At 45.9% G+C, this 19506-nt stretch carries 16 protein-coding genes and 1 other RNA gene; 8 read left to right on the plus strand and 9 right to left on the minus strand.

Features of this window, described 5'->3' with window-relative positions:
- Nucleotides 1-27: 27 nt before the first annotated feature.
- Nucleotides 28-735 carry a hypothetical protein gene (locus KCG55_RS04225; protein WP_254323465.1) on the plus strand — a complete coding sequence of 236 codons (708 nt, stop codon included), beginning with the start codon at nucleotides 28-30 and terminating at the stop codon, nucleotides 733-735.
- A 53-nt stretch (nucleotides 736-788) separates the two neighbouring features.
- An RNA gene (gene rnpB / locus KCG55_RS04230) (RNase P RNA component class A) lies at nucleotides 789-1150 on the plus strand.
- Between the two features lie 106 nt (nucleotides 1151-1256).
- Here the strand turns inward: rnpB and mltA are convergent.
- Both mltA and KCG55_RS04240 read right to left on the minus strand, forming a co-directional pair.
- Nucleotides 1257-2579, minus strand: a complete 1323-nt coding sequence (mltA, locus tag KCG55_RS04235) for a murein transglycosylase A (protein WP_254323631.1) — start codon at nucleotides 2577-2579, stop codon at nucleotides 1257-1259.
- A gap of 89 nt (nucleotides 2580-2668) precedes the next feature.
- Nucleotides 2669-3256 (minus strand): RDD family protein, encoded by a 588-nt coding sequence (locus tag KCG55_RS04240; protein ID WP_254323466.1) that lies wholly within the window; start codon nucleotides 3254-3256, stop codon nucleotides 2669-2671.
- A 243-nt stretch (nucleotides 3257-3499) separates the two neighbouring features.
- On the opposite strand from KCG55_RS04240, the gene asd reads away from it, so the two are divergent.
- A complete protein-coding gene (asd, locus tag KCG55_RS04245; RefSeq protein WP_063076326.1) occupies nucleotides 3500-4615 on the plus strand; it encodes an aspartate-semialdehyde dehydrogenase in 1116 nt (371 codons plus the stop codon).
- Between the two features lie 89 nt (nucleotides 4616-4704).
- Here asd and KCG55_RS04250 read toward each other — a convergent pair whose 3' ends face one another.
- Nucleotides 4705-5502: a factor H-binding protein gene (locus tag KCG55_RS04250; RefSeq protein ID WP_349306504.1), complete on the minus strand. Its 798-nt coding sequence runs from the start codon at nucleotides 5500-5502 to the stop codon at nucleotides 4705-4707.
- A 196-nt stretch (nucleotides 5503-5698) separates the two neighbouring features.
- Between KCG55_RS04250 and KCG55_RS04255 the strand changes: the two genes are divergently transcribed.
- Nucleotides 5699-6181 carry a dihydrofolate reductase gene (locus KCG55_RS04255; protein ID WP_254323468.1) on the plus strand — a complete coding sequence of 161 codons (483 nt, stop codon included), beginning with the start codon at nucleotides 5699-5701 and terminating at the stop codon, nucleotides 6179-6181.
- An 84-nt stretch (nucleotides 6182-6265) separates the two neighbouring features.
- On the opposite strand, the gene KCG55_RS04260 is transcribed toward KCG55_RS04255, so the two are convergent.
- On the minus strand, nucleotides 6266-6532 hold the full coding sequence (locus tag KCG55_RS04260; protein WP_003686685.1) for a DUF3079 domain-containing protein: 267 nt from the start codon (nucleotides 6530-6532) through the stop codon (nucleotides 6266-6268).
- A gap of 352 nt (nucleotides 6533-6884) precedes the next feature.
- On the opposite strand from KCG55_RS04260, the gene KCG55_RS04265 reads away from it, so the two are divergent.
- The gene (locus KCG55_RS04265) at nucleotides 6885-7340 is read left to right on the plus strand and encodes a GNAT family N-acetyltransferase (protein ID WP_254323469.1); all 456 of its coding nucleotides are present in this window, start codon (nucleotides 6885-6887) and stop codon (nucleotides 7338-7340) included.
- An 84-nt stretch (nucleotides 7341-7424) separates the two neighbouring features.
- On the opposite strand, the gene dinG is transcribed toward KCG55_RS04265, so the two are convergent.
- On the minus strand, nucleotides 7425-9575 hold the full coding sequence (gene dinG, locus KCG55_RS04270) for an ATP-dependent DNA helicase DinG (protein ID WP_254323470.1): 2151 nt from the start codon (nucleotides 9573-9575) through the stop codon (nucleotides 7425-7427).
- A 137-nt stretch (nucleotides 9576-9712) separates the two neighbouring features.
- Between dinG and KCG55_RS04275 the strand changes: the two genes are divergently transcribed.
- Nucleotides 9713-12289, plus strand: coding sequence for an AAA family ATPase (locus KCG55_RS04275; RefSeq protein WP_254323471.1), 2577 nt, complete (start codon nucleotides 9713-9715; stop codon nucleotides 12287-12289).
- Nucleotides 12290-12505: 216 nt separating this feature from the next.
- Here the strand turns inward: KCG55_RS04275 and KCG55_RS04280 are convergent, their stop codons facing one another.
- Nucleotides 12506-12685 carry a hypothetical protein gene (locus tag KCG55_RS04280; protein WP_254323472.1) on the minus strand — a complete coding sequence of 60 codons (180 nt, stop codon included), beginning with the start codon at nucleotides 12683-12685 and terminating at the stop codon, nucleotides 12506-12508.
- A gap of 231 nt (nucleotides 12686-12916) precedes the next feature.
- Nucleotides 12917-13135 (minus strand): DUF2061 domain-containing protein, encoded by a 219-nt coding sequence (locus KCG55_RS04285; protein ID WP_070826381.1) that lies wholly within the window; start codon nucleotides 13133-13135, stop codon nucleotides 12917-12919.
- Between the two features lie 128 nt (nucleotides 13136-13263).
- Here KCG55_RS04285 and KCG55_RS04290 point away from each other — a divergent pair, with 128 nt between their 5' ends.
- On the plus strand, nucleotides 13264-14214 hold the full coding sequence (locus KCG55_RS04290; protein WP_254323473.1) for a D-2-hydroxyacid dehydrogenase: 951 nt from the start codon (nucleotides 13264-13266) through the stop codon (nucleotides 14212-14214).
- A 195-nt stretch (nucleotides 14215-14409) separates the two neighbouring features.
- On the opposite strand, the gene gnd is transcribed toward KCG55_RS04290, so the two are convergent.
- Nucleotides 14410-15858: a decarboxylating NADP(+)-dependent phosphogluconate dehydrogenase gene (gene gnd, locus KCG55_RS04295; protein WP_254323474.1), complete on the minus strand. Its 1449-nt coding sequence runs from the start codon at nucleotides 15856-15858 to the stop codon at nucleotides 14410-14412.
- A 583-nt stretch (nucleotides 15859-16441) separates the two neighbouring features.
- Between gnd and ggt the strand changes: the two genes are divergently transcribed.
- Entirely contained in the window at nucleotides 16442-18109 is a 1668-nt protein-coding gene (gene ggt, locus KCG55_RS04300) for a gamma-glutamyltransferase (protein ID WP_254323475.1), read from the plus strand.
- 236 nt (nucleotides 18110-18345) lie between these two features.
- Here the strand turns inward: ggt and lpxC are convergent, their stop codons facing one another.
- Nucleotides 18346-19260, minus strand: coding sequence for a UDP-3-O-acyl-N-acetylglucosamine deacetylase (gene lpxC, locus KCG55_RS04305; RefSeq protein WP_254323476.1), 915 nt, complete (start codon nucleotides 19258-19260; stop codon nucleotides 18346-18348).
- Nucleotides 19261-19506 lie beyond the last annotated feature (246 nt).

A 19506-nucleotide genomic window follows, 5' to 3' on the forward strand; every position in this document is an offset into this window, starting at 1 on the left:
TTCAGACAGCCTGTTGAGAGACCGACCATGAAATACATCCTTCCCCTGCTTTTACTCCTAAGCGCCTGCACACCGGACACCAAAACTACAGATGCCGCATCCTCCCCAAAAACACACGGCTTCGCACACCGCCTGACCGAAGGCGAAAAACTGCTGACCCAAGCCCTCATCAAACAAGACCTCGCCGCCTACTTCAAACACGAAACCAGCGGCGCATTTGCCGAACAAGCCCCCTTATTCTCGGCCCAACAACTGGCCGAACAGAAAAACATCCCCAAAAACGATGCCATCGGCGTTTACGGCAAAATCATCAAAGCCCAAGGCCGCACCGCCTGGCTGCAAACCGACAAGCAAACCCTCAAACTCGATTTGGCCGAACCGCTGCAAGAAGCTCAAGGCGAAGTTACCCTCGTCTGCCAACATGAAAACACTGCATTTCAAGACTGCCAAACAGAAGAAAACTTCGCCCGACGCTTTACAGAACAAATTTTCTCGGCGGTCGAGTCCGGACGCGTATCCGCCCAAACAGACGCACCGGCCGAAGAAATCATGGCCGGCCGCCTCATCCCGTTTTTGAGTGCCGCCAGCGACTTTACCGGCAACTTCAAAGCCTGCGCCACCACCATGACCGAATACTGCACCAGCCGCCTGGCACGCGAAATGCCCGAATCCGCAGTCCGCAAAAAAGCACAGGAATTGGGTTTAACCGAAATAGCATTTAAAAAGAAAAAATAAATATTTAGGCCGTCTGAACCTTATACCGACTGTGCTATAATCCGCGACTCATACAGGTCGGACAGACAGTCGCCGCGTATCGCGTAAGGCATACGGGGAGGAAAGTCCGGGCTCCACAGAGCAGAATGCCGGCTAACGGCCGGGCGCGGCAACGCGACGGAAAGTGGAACAGAAAGCAATACCGCCGATGATTGCCTTCGGGCAAAACAGGTAAGGGTGAAAAGGTGCGGTAAGAGCGCACCGTGCATTTGGTAACAAAGCGCAGCAGGCTAAACCCCATTCGGAGCAAGACCAGACAGAACGCGATGACGCTGCTCGCCGAGCGTTCGGGTAGGTTGCTTGAGCACACCAGCAATGATGTGCCTAGAGGAATGACTGTCCGCGACAGAACCCGGCTTACCGTCCGAGCTGTATGTCCCCATACCGCGGCAGGTTTTTAAAACCTGCCGCATTTTTATAGAAATAAAAAGGCCGTCTGAAACCTGAATCTTGGTTTCAGACGGCCTTTTTTAAACCGCTGTTTATGGACGGTATTCCGGTTTCATGCCGTTGGGCAGGAGCTGCCATACATAGCCGGTGGTTTTCATTTTACCGGCCACTTCGCCTGCTTCGTCGCCATAGCCCCAGAAATAATCCACACGGACCGCACCTTTAATCGCGCTGCCGGTATCTTGCGCCATAATTAAGCGGTTGAGGGCTTTTTTGGTGATCGGATGGGCAGTGGCGACAAATAACGGTGCGCCAAGCGTGATGTAGTGGCGGTCAATGGCACCGGCGTATTCGCCCATCAACGGCGTACCCAATGCGCCCACTGGGCCGGAATCGCCGCTGCCGGTCAGCTCGCGGAAGAAGACGTAGCTTGGATTTTGTCCCAAAACTTCGGCAAGGCGGCCGGGGTTTTGCTTCATATAGGCCTTGATGCCCTGCATGCTGGTCTGACCCAGCGGCAGATAGCCTTTGTCCGCCATATAGCGGCCGATGGAAACATACGGATGTTCGTTTTTATCGGCAAATCCGACGCGGATGTATTTGCCGGACGGTGTTTTCAGACGGCCTGAACCTTGAATGTGCATAAAGAAAAGTTCGACCGGATCATCTGCATAACCCAAAATCGGCGCTTTGCCGTTAAGCGCGCCGCCGTTGATTTGGCTGCGGGTGTAGTAAGGAACAAAACGGCTGCCTTCAAAACGGCCTTTCAGCGCGGTGCTGCGTGCTGTAATCGGGAATCTGGACAAGTCGGCCGTGTATGCGCCGCTGTTGTCGATGACGCCGCTGTTTGGGCCGGTTTGGCGGATGCGGACGGTGGCTTTGCTGCCCCTCAAGTTTGCAGCCAGCGGAACGGAAACGAAATCGTTCGGAATGCCGTAAATAGGGAAACGGGATTGGCTTGTGGATTTGTCGTCGCCGTACAGGACCGGTTCGTAATAGCCGGTAATGGTGCCGGCAGGATTGCCGCCGTTATCGACGCGCCATGCGGTGAAATAGCGCTCGAAAAAGTGCTTGGCTTGGAAATGGTGCACCGGCGTTTGCATGGCTTGGATACAAACGTCCTGCCAGCCTTGGCGGTTTTTGAGTTTTTCACAGCCTAAGCGGAAAGACTGCAGGCTTTTAGCGAAGTGTTGGGTGTTCCAGTGTGGCAGTTCGTTGTAGGAAACAACGGTGTAGTTTGCTCCTCCCCCGCTCACTGTCGTACCGATGGGATCAGGCGTACCGGTGGGGCGGTCAGGGCCTTTGATAACGCTGGTGTCGGTTTCGGGAAGATTTTTAATGCTTTTGCTCGGACAGGCGGCAAGAATGGCCGCGGCAATGCTGACGAGCGTGATGCGGTACAGGTGTTTTTTCATGGAATCAATAACGTGTCGAAAGGCCGTCTGAAAGCTATTTTTCAGACGGCCTATGTTGGAAAGTGCTGATTTTAACACAAAAAAGCCATTTATCGGCGCGGCGGCAATTTGACGACAACCGTATCGGCCAGCATATCGTAGAGCGTGCGGCGGTCGCGTTTGACGGAGAAAAGCATGATGAAGTTGATCAGTAAAATCAGTAGGGAACAAATTAAAATGTTTACTTTTAATACAAAGTATGCAGAAATCAAGATGACAAGTACAATCAAGCCCCATGCTAATTCTCGTACTAACACCGTACCAAGAAAACCCGGATTGCTGCCATTGCTTTTTAATACACGAATACCCATGATCTTTTTACCCAAGGATTGACCATAACGGCTCATATAATAAAGCTGAACAATACCGACAATTAAATATACGATAGTACTCAATCCTCCCACCTGAGCCATATCTGCCCGCATACTGACACTCGTTATAAGATCTGGTGTAAAAGGAATATTTTTCTGCTTGGAAATTGCTGTTGCTTCCGTATATAAAATATAATAATAGGGTAAAAAAATAATTACATTAAATAAATAATTCAATAAATATGCCGCAACCCGTGACCATACTGAAGCAATATGGACATCTACTATTTCCGTTTTAGGCAAATCCGACAAATTGATTTCGCTCATTTAATCTTCCTCTGTGCTATTTTAATGAGATGCAATTTCATTGCCATCTTAACCTATTTTTCCATCATTCTAAAAAATTTCGATAAAAACCTTTACATTTTCCGCAGACGGCGTTAAAACGTTTGTTTTCCCCTTTGTTATAGTGGGTTAACAAAAATCTGAACAAAGCGGCAGGCGATGCCGTTCCGGTTTTTGTTAATGCACTATAAAACTTATCAGGATTTTCTTCTCAAGGAGTAGCACATGAAAGTAGGTTTCGTCGGCTGGCGCGGTATGGTCGGCTCTGTTTTGATGCAGCGTATGAAAGAAGAAAACGACTTCGCCCACATTCCCGAAGCGTTTTTCTTTACCACTTCCAATGTCGGCGGCGCTGCCCCTGATTTCGGTCAGGCAGCCAAAACATTGTTGGATGCCAACGATGTTGCCGAATTGGCAAAAATGGACATTATCGTTACCTGTCAGGGTGGCGATTACACCAAATCCGTCTTCCAACCCCTGCGCGACAGTGGCTGGAACGGCTACTGGGTTGACGCGGCTTCTTCCCTGCGCATGAAAGACGATGCGATTATCGTCCTCGACCCTGTCAACCGCAATGTCATCGACAACGGCCTCAAAAACGGCGTGAAAAACTACATCGGCGGCAACTGTACCGTTTCCCTGATGCTGATGGCTTTGGGCGGCCTATTCCAAAACGATTTGGTCGAATGGGCGACCAGCATGACCTACCAAGCCGCTTCCGGCGCGGGTGCGAAAAACATGCGCGAACTCATCAGCGGCATGGGCGCGATTCACGCCAAAGTAGCGGACGAGCTTGCCGATCCTTCCAGCGCGATTCTCGACATCGACCGCAAAGTGTCCGATTTCCTGCGCAGCGAAGACTATCCGAAAGCCAACTTCGGCGTACCGCTCGCCGGCAGCCTGATTCCGTGGATTGACGTAGATTTAGGCAACGGTCAGTCCAAAGAAGAATGGAAAGGCGGCGTGGAAACCAACAAAATCCTCGGCCGCAGCGACAATCCGACCGTAATCGACGGCTTGTGCGTGCGCATCGGCTCTATGCGCTGCCACAGCCAAGCCCTCACCCTGAAGCTGAAAAAAGACCTGCCTGTTTCTGAAATTGAAGCCATCTTGGCAGGTGCAAACGACTGGGTGAAAGTCATCCCTAACGAAAAAGAAGCCAGCATCCACGAGCTGACTCCTGCCAAAGTTACCGGCACGCTGTCTGTTCCTGTCGGCCGTATCCGCAAACTGGAGATGGGCGGCGAATACATCAGCGCATTCACCGTCGGCGACCAACTCTTGTGGGGCGCTGCTGAGCCGTTGCGCCGCGTATTGCGCATTATCTTGGGCAGCCTGTAATTTAGGTTGTCATGAAAAAAGCAACGGTTTGAGCCGTTGCTTTTTTTGTTACGAAAAGGCCGTCTGAACCTTTCAGACGGCCTTGTTTCCTATTCTTTCTTACCGGCCAAACCGATTTCTTTAGTGGAATCGCCAACTTTGATTTGCGCCTTACCGGCAATTTCTTCAGCCTGCGGGCCGAAAAGTTTCAAATCGTAACGGCCGTTTTCGATACCGTTCAAACTGGTTTTACCGCTGATGGCGGCTTTGCCATTGTTATTGGCAATACCTGCGGCAAGCAGGTCGACATTATTGTAGGAAGCCATGCTGCTGATTTTGCCGTAACCTTGTTTTTTATCGAAATCGACGGTGTATTTCAGACGGCCGCTGCGGTCGTCGCCGTTAAACGCGATACCTGAATACTGATAGCTGCCTTGTTTGGGCAAATTGCGATACGCAGTTTCATCGCCTTGGACTTCGCCGACGGTAAATGTGTATGTATCGAGGTTTTGCAGCTTGCCTGCGTCATCGGCTTTTTGTTTGGCGTAACGCGCGGCAACAGTGGAATAATTTTGTTTATACACTTGGAAGTCGCCCGTTTCCAAAGTGATGACTTGGCCGTTTACCTTGATTTTTTGGGCGTAGTCGTAAGAAGATACTTTATCGGTTTTCAAAAAGCCGGTATCGAGTTTGCCGCCTTTTTGTAGGGTTTGCGTTTTACCGTTGGCCGTCAGCTCCAACGTACCGTTTTCAGGGACAGATTCGTTCAATTCAACGGACAACACGCCTTTCGGATGCGGATTGAGCGGCTCGGTCACGGCATTCGACAAACCGCTTGTTGCGCCGCCGCAGGCAGCCAGCATCAAAGACAGGGAAGCAGTCAAAGCAGAAATACGGAGGGTTCTCATCATTTTTTCCTTTCCTTTTTATTTGGTATGATATTTATCATATACCTAGAAAAATAAACAATAAATGATTTTTGTCAAAATTAAGCATTTTAAATATCTATTTCATAAATATTGAAACATTTTTAGAATATCGGGCATTCAGTCCTTCCCGCCTCCCTTCCGCTATAATCATTTTATTTTGCAAACGGATTTCATCATGCCGAAAATCACCCTTATCGCCGCCTACGCCGCCCGCCGCTGTATCGGCATCAACAACACCATGCCTTGGCATTTGCCCGAGGATTTTGCCTTTTTCAAATCCTACACCACCGGCAAACCCGTTATTATGGGCCGCAAAACATGGGAATCGCTGCCGCGCAAACCGCTGCCCGGCCGTCAAAATATCGTCATTACCCGCCAAGATTATCAGGCCGAAGGCGCGCAAACGGCGGTCTCTTTGGAAGATGCGCTGGCTTTGTGTCAAGGGGTTGAAGAAGTCATCATCATGGGCGGCGCGCAAATTTATGCACAAGCCCTGCCAATTGCCACCGATTTGCGTTTGACCGAAGTCGGTTTGGATGTGGACGGCGATGCGTTTTTTCCTGAGTTTTCCACAGAAATATGGCAAGAAGCCTCTCGGGAAAACCATGTTTCCGCCAAAGGCATCGAATACGCGTTTGTGCATTATGTGAAGGTATAATCCGACAACGCAAAGGCCGTCTGAAACCCTGTTTTTCAGGTTTCAGACGGCCTTTTTTTATCTCGTTTGTTTACGACATGCTGTTTAAGCCGTTTTGTTTTTCAAAGGCAACTTGATATGCGGTTTGGCCGGCTTGGGCGCTTCCTTCAGTCCAAGTTCGATTTGCTGCTCTTCGCTCAACAAATTGCTCCAGTCGCCTTTTTTATACCAGTCGCGACCGTCCAACTCGATGGGGTGTTGGATGCGCTCGCAACCGTTGCCGCATTGCAAATCGTCTTCTTTGCAGTATTTGTCGCAACCCCAGCAGATACGCTCGGGATTTTTCGGAAAAATGGGAAATTTCTTGGCCATGGTGTTCTTCTTTTGTTTGTGTGCGGTATGAGCAGAATTATAAGTGATTTGAATGGGGCTGGCAGCGGGTTTATCGTGTTTTACGCTGATTTTTTAAGATGTGTTAACCTTTCAGACGGCCTATACTGAGACCTTTGCAATAACATAGGTTACTAAAATTTTATGCTCAATCTCATTTTCAAAATGCAAAACCTTTCTGATTTTCCTACTTTTTGCTCAATATTAGGAGGGTTTTAGTCAATTGAAAATTTTTTGGCGCATTTTTATGCGTCAAATTTCGTTAACAGACTATTTTTGCAAAGGTCTCATACTGTGAAAATAATCCCTACGCGCTACAACAAGAGGAGCCAATATGAATATATGCCGTCTGAAGCCTGAATTTGTCGAGCCTTTATCCCTCGCGCTGTTTGAGGAATGGCACGATTTTGCGCCGTGGTCGTCTCTGGACAAAATCCGTGCGTACTATGCGCAGTGCCTCGATGGGGATAATTTGCCGCTGGCGTTTGCGGCTGTGGATAACGAAGGGCGGCTGATGGGTTCGGCGGCATTAAAGCGGTTTGATATGGCGTGTTTTCCCGAATACGAATATTGGCTGGGCGATGTGTTCGTTTTGCCGCAATTTCGCGGTTTGGGCGTAGGCAGGCAGCTGGTTTCGTTTTGTCTGGATAAAGCACGCGAACTGGGTTTGCCGCATCTGTTTCTCTATACGCCGGATGTGCAAACCGTGTATGAAAAGTTTGGCTGGAAAGAAATCACCCAAATTTGGCACAACGGGGAAACCGTATCCGTCATGAAATTGGATTTATAGCTTGAAAAGAATAAAAGGCAAAAGAATAAAAGGCCGTCTGAACATTTGGTTTCAGACGGCCTTTACCTTTTGAACAATCCACGACTACCCTATCCGCTTAAACGGCGGCAGACAGGCCAATAATTGTTGGCCGTAGCGTTGCGTTTTGACGCGGTTGTCGAGGATGGTGATGCGGCCGTAATCCTGTTCGGTACGGATAAGGCGGCCGACGGCTTGGATTAATTTGATGCTGGCTTCTGGCACCGTAATTTCGATAAAAGGATTACCGCCGCGTTGTTCAATCCAACGGTTTTGGGTTTTCTCGATGGGATTATCCGGCATAGCAAACGGCAGCTTGGCAATAATGACTTGCACGCAGGCCGTGCCGGGCAGGTCGAGGCCTTCGGCAAAACTATCGAGGCCGAAAATAATGCTGGCTTTGCCTTCGGCAATGGCTTGATAGTGTCTTTGCAACAGGACAGCCTTGGGCAATTCGCCTTGTACAAGCAGAAGCGGCAAGTATTCGTCAGGCAGTCGTAAGGCGACATCCTGCATTTGCTTGCGCGAGGAAAACAACACCAGCGTGCCGATGGCTTCAACCGGCGAAACCAGCTTCGGCAACCATTCGACAATGGCGGCCGTATGCGCATCAGGGTCTTTGGGACTGGCATGTACGGGCGGAATATACAGCTCGCCTTGCGCATCGAAATTAAACGGGCTTTCCAAAGCAAGCGTGGTGGTTTCGGGCAGCCATAATAGGCCGGTTTGGCGCAAAATCAGGTTGAAGCTGCCGAGCGATTGCAGGGTGGCCGAAGTCAATACCGCGCCTGCCGCGCGCCGCCACAGGCTGTTGGCAAGGTGGGATGCGCTGCTGATAGGGCTGGCGTTGAAAATGTAGTCGTTTTTGTCGTCGGCACGGCGGGTTATCCATTTCGCCAACGGCTCTTCGCCTTCAATGGGAACGGTGGAGAGCAAATCCCAAACCGCGCTGATTTGTTCGATACGGGCGATAAAAAGGCCGAACTCGCTGGTCAGGCGGTCGAGGAGCGCGCCGTCCTGCTCTTTTTCGCGGCGCGCGGCGGAAAGCGCATCGTTCAAGCCGACAACATGTTTGAGCAGGCTGCGCGCAGCAATGGCCGTATTGGAAACTGTGGTTTCCAATCCTTCGGGGATTTTGCCGTCTTCCCACAGCCAAGTCGGTTCGTTGTGTTTCCGCCTGTCGTTTTCAGACGACCCCAGACTTAAAGACGGCTCTTCCGCCAAATGGAACTGCCATTCATGCAGACTGTCGAGCAAGGATGTGGCAGCTTCGTCGGCAAGGTTGGCAAGTTCGGCTTTATCGGTAAGCGCGGCAATTTTGCCGGTAAGCTGTGGCAGTTTTTCCAGCGTCCAAACGGCAATATTCCATGAATGTTCGGCGGCAAAGCGGCTGAGGGCTTTTTTGGGCAGGTGGTGCGCTTCGTCTATGCAATAGAAACTGTTTTCGGGCGCAGGCAGAATCACGCCGCCGCCCATACTGATGTCGGCAAGCAGAAGATCGTGGTTGGCAACGACGACATCGACGGTTTCCAAAACATCGCGTGCCAGGTAAAACGGGCATTCCGCACGGTTGGGACAGGCGGATTTCAGGCAGCCGTGGCGGTCGTTGGTAACTTTGAGCCAAATCGCGTCATCGATTTTTTCCGGCCAAGCGTCGCGGTCACCATTAAAGCGGCGGGCGGAAAATTCATCGGCAATGTCGCGCAGCAGGTTCAGTTCTTCCGGCTTGGGTTTGCTGTCCCACAACACTTCCGGTGCTTCAAAACCAAGCAGGTTTTGCTGGGCATTGTTTTGCGTCAGTTGATAGAGTTTGTAAGGGCAAAGATAACGGCCGCGCCCTTTGGCAAGCGCAAAGGTCAGCTCCAAACCGCTTTTTTCGACCAGAAACGGCAAATCGCGGTCAACCAACTGCTCCTGCAAGGCCACCGTCGCGCTGCTGACGATCAACCGTTTGCCGCGCGTTTGCGCCATGATGCCGCCGGCCAAAAGGTAGGCCAACGATTTACCCACGCCGGTCGGCCCTTCGATCACGGCAATGCTCTCGCCCTCGCGTTTGGGCGCTTCTTCGCCTTCTTCACGCGTCAACGTCCGCGAAAAAGCGTTGGCAATCGCCGCAATCATTTCCCGCTGCGAAGCGCGCGGACGGAAACCGGGCAGGTTTTTGCCGATGTTTTGGTAATGGTCGCGGATGGCGTTTTTTTCTAAATCGGTGAGCATTGAGGCCGTCTGAATGGGTTTGCAAGAATAGCGTATTTTAGCATTTTTACCTTCATGAAGCCCTTGTTAAATTAAATGTAATTAGCATAGATTATAAGATATAATGTTTATAAGTAATCTACTTAGGAGTGCCTACTATGACCATAGAAATTTATTCTCATAATGCTTTACATTATTTAGTTGATATTACCCGCTTTGAAGAAGAACTAAAAAAAGAAATAAAATTCAACCAAAATGTTAAAGTATTTTTTATAAATAATCCTAAAATTAAGGGATTAGTAGAAACTGATATTGATTTACTCCTAATTATTGCTATTAAAAATAAAACTAATAGTTATTACGCTATAAAATCCCAGAAAAATAATAAAATATTATATTTTAATAACCTTATTATACCAATTAAATTCATTGATTATCTTGAAAATATTATAGCACCTGAATTTAAAGGAAAAATTAATTATATTTATACAGATAAATATGAAGAAAATATTGGTATATATATTAATGAATTATCAAATAAAACAAAATATTATTTAGAATCTATTTGGAAAGATTACCAACTTGATCTGTCTTTTAAAGATAAATCTATTAAATTTAAAATTACACCACATCCAATTATTTGGACATTAAGCCATAATGAAAAATACTATGATTTTACTCGACCTAACTTTATTTATGCCCCAAGATTTGGATTTAATGAACTCATCTATTATCTAAGAAATAATCCTCCTGAAAAAACAAATAGATTTACCTCTAATACACACTGGTCTATTGAAAAAGATAATCATAATGCCTATATGATTATTGATGATCATATTAACTTGTTAAAAAAACAATTAGAAAATGATAATAAGATTGGACTATTAACTAAGAAAAAAATTGATCGTCTAAATAAACAATATGCAGAAGATTTAAAAATATATGAAAAATATCTTTCTGAACAAGAAAATCTTCCTCAAGAAAATGATAATATATTTGATTTTGTTTTTGGGTCAGACAACAAAAAACAAAAAAGAACTATATTACCAGAAAGAATTCGGGCAGAAAAAGAACTTAATAAGAATCTTATCATCATTAGTGGCAAGGCTGGTTCTGGTAAAACATTTGAAATGCTGTCATTAATCAAAAAATCCTATGAAAATGCAAAAGAAAAAACAGCTTATGGAGCAAGAAGTGGTTACTATTTAACTTATAATAAATTATTAGCAAACGATGTTAGAATAATAACTAATCACTATCAAAGTGGAACAAAAACTGCAGTAAAAACAATACATAAATTTTTTTATGAAAGGACAATGAGTTTATTAATATTAAGAATAATGAGTGCAGAAAGAAGTGAAGAACTTTTAAAAATTCAAGACGAGAGAAAAAACGAAGTAAAAGAGTACATTTCTAAAAACCCTATAGTCAATACTCCTAATAGTTCATGGGATAAAGGAACAAGGGAGTTTTTCTTAAGATGGATAGGAAAATCTAAAAACCATTCATTAGATGATTTAGAAATGCATGTCCATATAAATAAAATGAAAATTCAAAATAAAATAAATCGTGAGGTATTTTTAGCAGATTATTATCAAGTTTTACGTTATTTTATTCTTGCAATTCAAAATCCAAGAGAATTATTTTATAAACTAAAAATGAATTCTCTTTCTAAAGAAAGATGGGAGAAACTTATTGTCTCAAAAGATAAGAACTATAAACAGACACCGGAAGATTTTACTGAACTTGTAAATCGTTCATTAGGAAGTATTCGTGGGCAGGGAGAAATTTTATTTATTGATGAAGGACAAGATTGTCATCCTCTTGAACGTGATATTTTTCTTTTGCTTTGGGAAAAGAAAAATATTGTAGTATGTACAGGTGGTAAAGAACAACTTATCCGCCATAGTGAAGAATGTAACTGGAAATACCTAGATACTGAAAAAAGAGTTGTTCATAACGTAATTGAAATTCAAAAACGTAATCGTACCTTTAGAATGAAACAGAATATTGTTGATCTCTGTAATTTTATTGCTAATGAATTCCAAATCAACCTTGATTTAAGTGCTATTCGGTCTAACGAGGATAAAGGTACAGTCCTCATCGAGATGAATGACCCTATACATACTAAACTTAAAAGTACAGTAGATACACTAAAAAAAATAGGTATAGATAACGAACTTTCAAATTACGAAAGTATTCTATTCTTAATGGAGTCAGATTCTAAATGTTTACTCGAAGAAGGAAAAAAAGTTGAAGATATTCAAATTGATAGTAATAATAATGTACTAAAATCTGAATCAACAAAAGATAAGATCTCAAATTTGTCCCAACTAGTCAGTATTTCTGAAGAAAATTTATTTTTACATAATCAGGAGAAAAAAAATCAACAAATTCACGAAAATAATATCCAGGAAGATAGTTTTCATGTTGAGGAATTTCCATCTGCAGATACTTATCGAGGTATTTTTTATGAATCTTGTAGAGGTTTAGAAGCATGGTCTGTTGTCTGTCTTGATCTTGATTTATTCTTTGACCGTAAAAAACAAGAAGAAACAGCAGCAAGTTATCTAAGTGATGATTTATATTTTACAGAAGAAGAGCGCAGACAAAAATATGCAGCAACTTGGGTATTAATGGTACTTACTCGACCAATTGATACACTATATATTCATATTAATAACCCAACTTCTGAATTGGGAAAATTAATGCAAAAATATATTGATCAAAAATAATCAATTGTATTGAAACCGTGATTTACTTTCTTTCTACGCAAAATTATTTTCATCTTCCCTAAAATCTTTTTATAAACAGATTTTAGTAGTTGTAATGAAAGAATTATTTTTCCGGATCAGTAAATCTTAAAGCCATCTGAAACTTTATTATGAATTTCAGACGGCCTTTTGCTTTGGGAGAGAATAAATAGGGGATATCGTTAATTAATTGCTGTCTTACAGCAAACGGGCATGTGTATCGTTATAACCGATATCTGTAATTTCTCGCACGCCGGTAGCCGGAACGGTAAATTTCACGCGGTCATCGTCTTTACGCGGATCACATGCATCGTAGTATTCAACCTTAGTCAAACCTGGAATCTGGCCGGAGTCATTGGCATGGTTCCATTCAGACATACGACTGTCAGCAAATGATGCGGTGGCGGCAGTTGCAATAATCAGGGTCAGGAGTGTTTTTCATGATACTTTCCTTTTTTAATCAGAATATTATCTATGTTTAGGTTTATGTTTAACCGATGAAATGCATTGTATTGATTTTATATTGGTTAATAAATATGAATTTTATTGATATTGTATTAACCAATAAGAAACAATAAACCGCTTACACACTTAAGGCCGTCTGAAACTTTAGCCGCACTGATGCAGAGGCACCCACAATTTTTGCTTTTCGGATTTGTTTTTCTCGTAGCGGTTCCACGCTTTTTCGTGAAAATAAAAGACGACGGTATTGACGATGGGTTCGACCAAAGCGACTGCGCTGGAAACGCCGATACTGCCGGTCAGAATATAGGCGACACTAAATGCAACGCTGAAATGCAAAATAGCAAATGTAATGGTTTTAATCATGCTGTTTTCCTGATACATTGATGTTTTAATAACTACATAGTAATGATTATCAACTAACGCGTATATTTTAAATCCTTTATTTTGCTTTAGATTTTATAAATCGATATTTTATTTATGATAGGAATTTTATGAACCCGCTCCATATTGTCGTCCTCGACCGCGATACCCTCGTCAACCGCCCGTTTGATTTTGATTTTCCGCATACTTTAAGCAGCTATGGTTCGACTGAGGCGCATCAGACCGCCGAGCGCATACAGGGCGCGGACATCATCATTACCAACAAAGTCGTGATTTCCGCCGAACACATCGCCGCCAACCCGCAGCTCAAACTGATTGCGCTAACCGCGACGGGCGTCAACAATGTGGACGTTGAAGCTGCCAAACAAAATGGCACGGCAGTATGCAATATCCGCGCTTACGGCAATGAATCCGTGGCGGAACACGCGTTTATGATGATGATTACCCTGATGCGCAACCTGCCTGCCTATCAGCGCGACGTTGCGGCAGGCTTGTGGGAAAACTCGCCGTTTTTCTGCCATCTCGGCGCACCGATGCGCGATTTAAACGGTAAAACGCTGGCGATTTTCGGTCGCGGCAATATCGGTAAAACACTGGCAACTTATGCTCAGGCTTTCAAAATGAATGTCGTGTTCGCCGAACATAAAAATGCCCAAAGCGTCCGCGACGGCTATGTTTCCTTTGACGAAGCCATCCGCTCCGCCGATGTTGTATCGCTTAATTGTCCGCTCACGCCGCAAACGGCAAACATGATAGGCGAAGCCGAATTGCAGCAAATGAAACCCGGCGCCATCCTCATCAACTGCGGACGCGGCGGCTTGGTTGATGAAGCCGCTTTGGTTGCAGCCTTGAAATACGGCCAAATCGGTGGAGCAGGTTTTGACGTGTTGACACAAGAGCCGCCACGCGACGGCAATCCTTTGCTGAAAGCCCGCCTGCCCAACCTGATCGTCACGCCACACATTGCATGGGCAAGCCAAGAAGCCGCCAACCGCCTGTTTGACATCCTTTTAGACAACATCAATCGCTTTGTGGCCGGCAATCCGCAAAATCTGGTTTAATCTATGGAAAACCTGTTGATAAGGTTGTGAACAATTTTAAAGGCCGTCTGAAATATTCAGACGGCCTTTATTAATCTTTATTTATTTCATAAAGTTATTTATTAAATAGGTTAAATCGTTTCATTCTTCATTGTGGATAACCCTATAAAAAGGCCGTCTGAAATACTCAGACGGCCTTTTGTTTGCTCAGGCAAATTAAATATCGTATGTGGTTGAAGCGGTATCGCCGCCCTTACCTGTCCAGTTGGTATGGAAGAACTCGCCGCGCGGTTTGTCGGTACGCTCGTAAGTGTGCGCGCCGAAGTAGTCGCGTTGGGCTTGCAGCAGGTTGGCCGGCAGACGCTCGGTGGTGTAGCCGTCGAGGAAGGTAATGGCGGAAGCCATGCAAGGCATCGGAATACCGCACTCAATTGCTTTGGCCACCACTTTACGCCATGCAGGCAGACAGTTTTCCAACACGCCTTTGAAATAAGGATCGGAACCCAAGAAGACCAAATCAGGATTGGCTTCGTATGCGTCGCGGATGTTGCCCAAGAACGCGCTGCGGATGATGCAGCCTTCGCGCCACAAGAGGGCAGTGTTGCCGTAATTCAATGCCCAATCGTTGTTTTCGCTGGCTTCGCGGATCAGCATAAAGCCTTGTGCATAAGAAATGATTTTGGATGCCAACAGGGCTTGGCGCAAAGCATCCACCCATGCAGCTTTGTCGCCTTCAATCGGGGTAATGGTTTTGCCAAACAGGCTGTTTGCTTGGACGCGTTGGTCTTTAAACGCGGACACGCAACGTGCAAACACGGCTTCGGAAATCAGGGTCAATGGGATACCCAAATCGAGGGCATTGATGCCGGTCCATTTGCCTGTGCCTTTTTGACCTGCAGTATCGAGGATTTTTTCGACCAAAGGTTCGCCGTTTTCGTCTCTGTAACCCAAAATCGCGGCGGTAATTTCGACCAGATAAGAATCCAGCTCGGTTTGGTTCCACTCGTTGAAGATTTGGTGCATTTCGTCATAAGACAGGCCCAAACCGTCTTTCATGAATTGGTACGCTTCGCAAATCAACTGCATATCGCCGTATTCGATGCCGTTGTGCACCATTTTGACGAAGTGGCCCGCACCGTCACGGCCGACCCAGTCGCAGCAAGGCTCACCTTGAGGCGTTTTGGCAGAGATGGCTTGGAAAATCGGCTTAACGGCAGGCCATGCGGCTTCATCGCCGCCAGGCATGATAGAAGGGCCGTGACGCGCACCTTCTTCGCCACCGGATACACCGGCACCGATAAAGCGGATGCCTTTTGCGGCCAGCTCGTGTGTACGGCGGGTGGAATCAGGATAGTTGGCATTGCCGCCGTCAATAATGATGTCGCCTTCGTCCAAAAGCGGAACGAGTTGCCCGATAAAATCGTCAACAACAGAACCAGCGCGAACCATCATCATGATTTTGCGTGGTTTTTCTAATTTATCAACCAGATCTTGCAGTGAATATGCGCCGATAATATTGGTATTTTTTGCTGCGCCGTTTAAAAAATCATCTACTTTGCTGGTCGTACGGTTGAATGCGACAACTTTAAAACCGTTGTCGTTCATGTTGAGAATCAGGTTTTGCCCCATCACGGCAAGGCCGATAACGCCAATGTCGCCTTTCATTTAGTGAAACTCCATTATTGATTAAATTTATCAAGCGTAACTCTAGCTGATTTACAACTTTTTAACAATCCTTAACTTTTTAATTTTTTGAAAAGATGCCTTTACGTTTCAGACGACCTTTGCCTTTGGGAAAACAAACTATAAATTAGATTTTAAATAATAAATGGAGGATGATATTGAGTGCTGCCCCAGCGTGTTGATAACTTTTATTACAAAAATTTTTCAAATACTTAGCTGATATTTTTTGATGAGGATAAAGTATGGTCGGCCTTGTTTGTAGATGTGGATAAAATTTTCCTGCTGCTTCATTCTGTGGGTAACTTTTTGCCTGTGCACAATCTTAGCTTGTTTTATACTTTTCCAATTGGAACTGATTGACTAGAGAAATAGTCAAATGGTTTTTTATTTCAAGTTATTTTCATATTTCCTTTTATTTAAGCTGGGAAAAGGCCGTCTGAAAATATGTCAATAAGGGTGTGCATATGAAGTTTTCTTTTAGTATTAACCTGTTATCTGTTTTAATTTTGGCCGCTTGTGCGCAACAGCCGGTTCAAAAACCTCAAGTTGCCCAGCCCCCATACCTGTGGACAACTATGCGCCGGAGCAAGGAACAGGGCTGACGGAGCAGAAATTAATCCGCGCCAAGCATTATATGGCGGCGTCTGCCAATCCGCTGGCAACTGAGGCAGGATACGAGATTTTGAAGCGCGGCGGCAGCGCGATAGATGCGATGATTGCTATGCAGACAACTTTGGGACTGGTTGAGCCGCAGTCTTCCGGATTGGGCGGCGGTGCGTTTTTGGTGTATTGGGACAATAAGGCGAAAAAGCTGACGACGTTTGATGCCCGTGAAACAGCGCCGAAAGCGGCAACACCGGAACTTTTCTTGGACGAAAACGGAAAACCGATGGGCTTTATGAAAGCAGTGGTCGGCGGCCGTTCGGTCGGTGTGCCGGGGATTCCGAAGCTGCTGGAAGATGTTCATAAGCGTTACGGCAAATTGCCGTGGGCAAGCCTGTTTGAGAAACCGATTTCTTTAGCGGAACAAGGTTTTGCCGTTTCTCCGCGTATGGCGAAATCCATCGAGCAAAATTTGGAACCTTTGCAACGTTATCCGCAAACCGCCGCCTATTTCCTGCCTGATGGCAAGCCTTTGGCTGCGGGAACGGTGTTGAAAAACCCTGAATTTGCGCGTTCCGTACGCCTGTTGGCGGAAAAAGGCAGTGCGCCGTTTTATCAAGGAATGCAGGCGCAGAATATTGTCCATGCCGTTACCGGTGCTGTGGATAATCCCGGCAAAATCAGTATGGCGGATTTGAAAAACTATCAAGTTATCGAGCGTAAGCCGGTTTGTGCGCCGTATCGTGAATATGAAGTTTGCGGCATGGGCGCGCCAAGTTCGGGCGCGATTGCTTTGGGCGAGATTTTGGGCGTATTGCAGAATCAGGATATGAAGGCGTTGGGTGCGGAAAATATCCACAGTTGGCGCTGGATAGGCGATGCGTCGCGGATTGCGTTTGCCGACCGCGATTATTATGTCGGCGATCCTGCGTTTGTGAACGTTCCGACCCGCGCCATGATTTCTCAGGCTTATTTGAAACCGCGTGCCGAAGAAATCTACAAGGCTGACAAGGCGTTGGAAACCATTCAGGCAGGCAAGTTCGGCAAGGCATACGCGCAGGGTATGGCGGTCGAGCTGCCGTCCACCAGCCATTTGGTGGTTGTGGATAAAGACGGCAACGTCGTGTCGATGACGACTTCGATTGAAAACGCGTTCGGCTCGGGGCTGATGGCAAACGGCTATCTGCTCAATAATGAATTGACTGATTTCGCTTTCAATCCTGTCGGCGCGGACGGTAAAACCGTTGCCAACAGCGTGGCGGGCGGCAAGCGGCCGCGTTCTTCGATGGCGCCGACCATCGTGATGAAAGACGGCAAGCCTTATCTAGCGGTCGGTTCGCCCGGCGGCAGCCGCATCATCGGTTTCGTCGCCAAAACGCTGGTGGCGCATATCGACTGGGGCATGGACATTCAGGCGGCAATCTCCCTACCAAATATGCTCAATCGCGGCAGCCAATATGAAATCGAGGAAAAAACCGCAGCGGCGGACAAAGCAGCAGCGTTGGAAAAACTGGGCTACAAAGTCCAAATCCGCGATTTGAATTCCGGCGTACAAGGCATTGTGATCGGCAAAGACGGTTTGCTCGGCGGTGCCGACCCGCGCCGCGAAGGCAAAGTCATGGGCGATTGATTTTATCGGTTTGACATGCAAAGGCCGTCTGAACAGCTAGGTTTCAGACGGCCTTTTAGTTTGGGAAAAAATATGGATAAGATGTGTATAAGAATAATGTTAAATTTTAATATTTTTATTTTTCAATAAGATAAAATGGATGGATATGTGGATAATTACTTGTGGAAAACGACATGATTTAGGCCGTCTGAAAGGTTCAGACGGCCTTTTCATTGGACTGCGTTATCTATTTTCTATCAGGCTGCCGGCAGCTCATGAAAAGCGGTGGGCAAGTCTTCGTCATCGGTAAACTCCACCCATTCGTAAGCGCTTTCATCTGCCAAAACGGCACGCAACAGCGCATTATTGATGGCATGGCCTGATTTGTAACCTTCAAATGCGCCGATAATCGGATGGCCGACAATGTACAAATCGCCAATCGCATCAAGGATTTTGTGGCGGACAAATTCATCGGGATAGCGCAAACCTTCCGGATTCAAGACATCTATATCGTCAATCACGATGGCGTTATTTAAATTGCCGCCCAGTCCGAGATTGTGGGCGCGCATCATTTCCACTTCGTGCATAAAGCCGAAGGTACGGGCGCGGGCAATCTCATCGATATAGGATTTTCCTGCAAAATCAATCTCGAAAGTAGGTGCGCTGCGGTTGAATACGGGATGGTCAAATTCGATGGTTAAAGTCACTTTAAAGCCGTCATAAGGCGTAAAGCGTACCCATTTTCCGGTTTCTTTGATTTCAACGGGTTTGAGGATTCTCAAAAAACGTTTTTGGGCTTTTTGATCCACCACGCCTGCATCTTGTAAAAGGTAAATAAACGGCAGGCTGGAGCCGTCCATAATCGGAATTTCAGGCGCGTTCAATTCAATCAAGGCATTGTCGATGCCGTAGGCAGACAGAGCCGACATAATGTGTTCAATCGTGCCGATGCGTACGCCTTTATCGGTAACGATGGTTGAAGAGAGGCGGGTATCGTTAATCAAATAAGGATTCAATTTGATTACTTCGCCCATTTCTCCACTTAAATCAGTACGGCGGAACGAAATACCGCTGTTTTCTTCGGCAGGATGCAAAGTCAGAGCGACCCTTTCGCCCGAATGCAGGCCAACGCCGGTAACGCTTACTGATTTGGCTAAAGTCCGTTGCAGCATAATTGCTTCCTTTTAAAAAGTCTGATGGGCAAATGATACGTTAAAAAGGAAAAAACAAGCCATCATTTTTAATAGTATTTGCCAATATGGATGTTTTGCGAAGGGAAAATTATCCATAATAGTATGTGAAATTGAAGTGGGTAATTTGAGTTTTATCCACAGATAAATAGGGAAACTAAGATTCTATCCTTTTTTATTCCGACATTCAGTTGAAGTTGGCCTCAAAGATAAAAAGTAACTATCAAA

It is taken from the genome of Neisseria subflava (assembly GCF_024205745.1).
GTDB classification, from domain to species: Bacteria; Pseudomonadota; Gammaproteobacteria; order Burkholderiales; family Neisseriaceae; genus Neisseria; species Neisseria flavescens_B.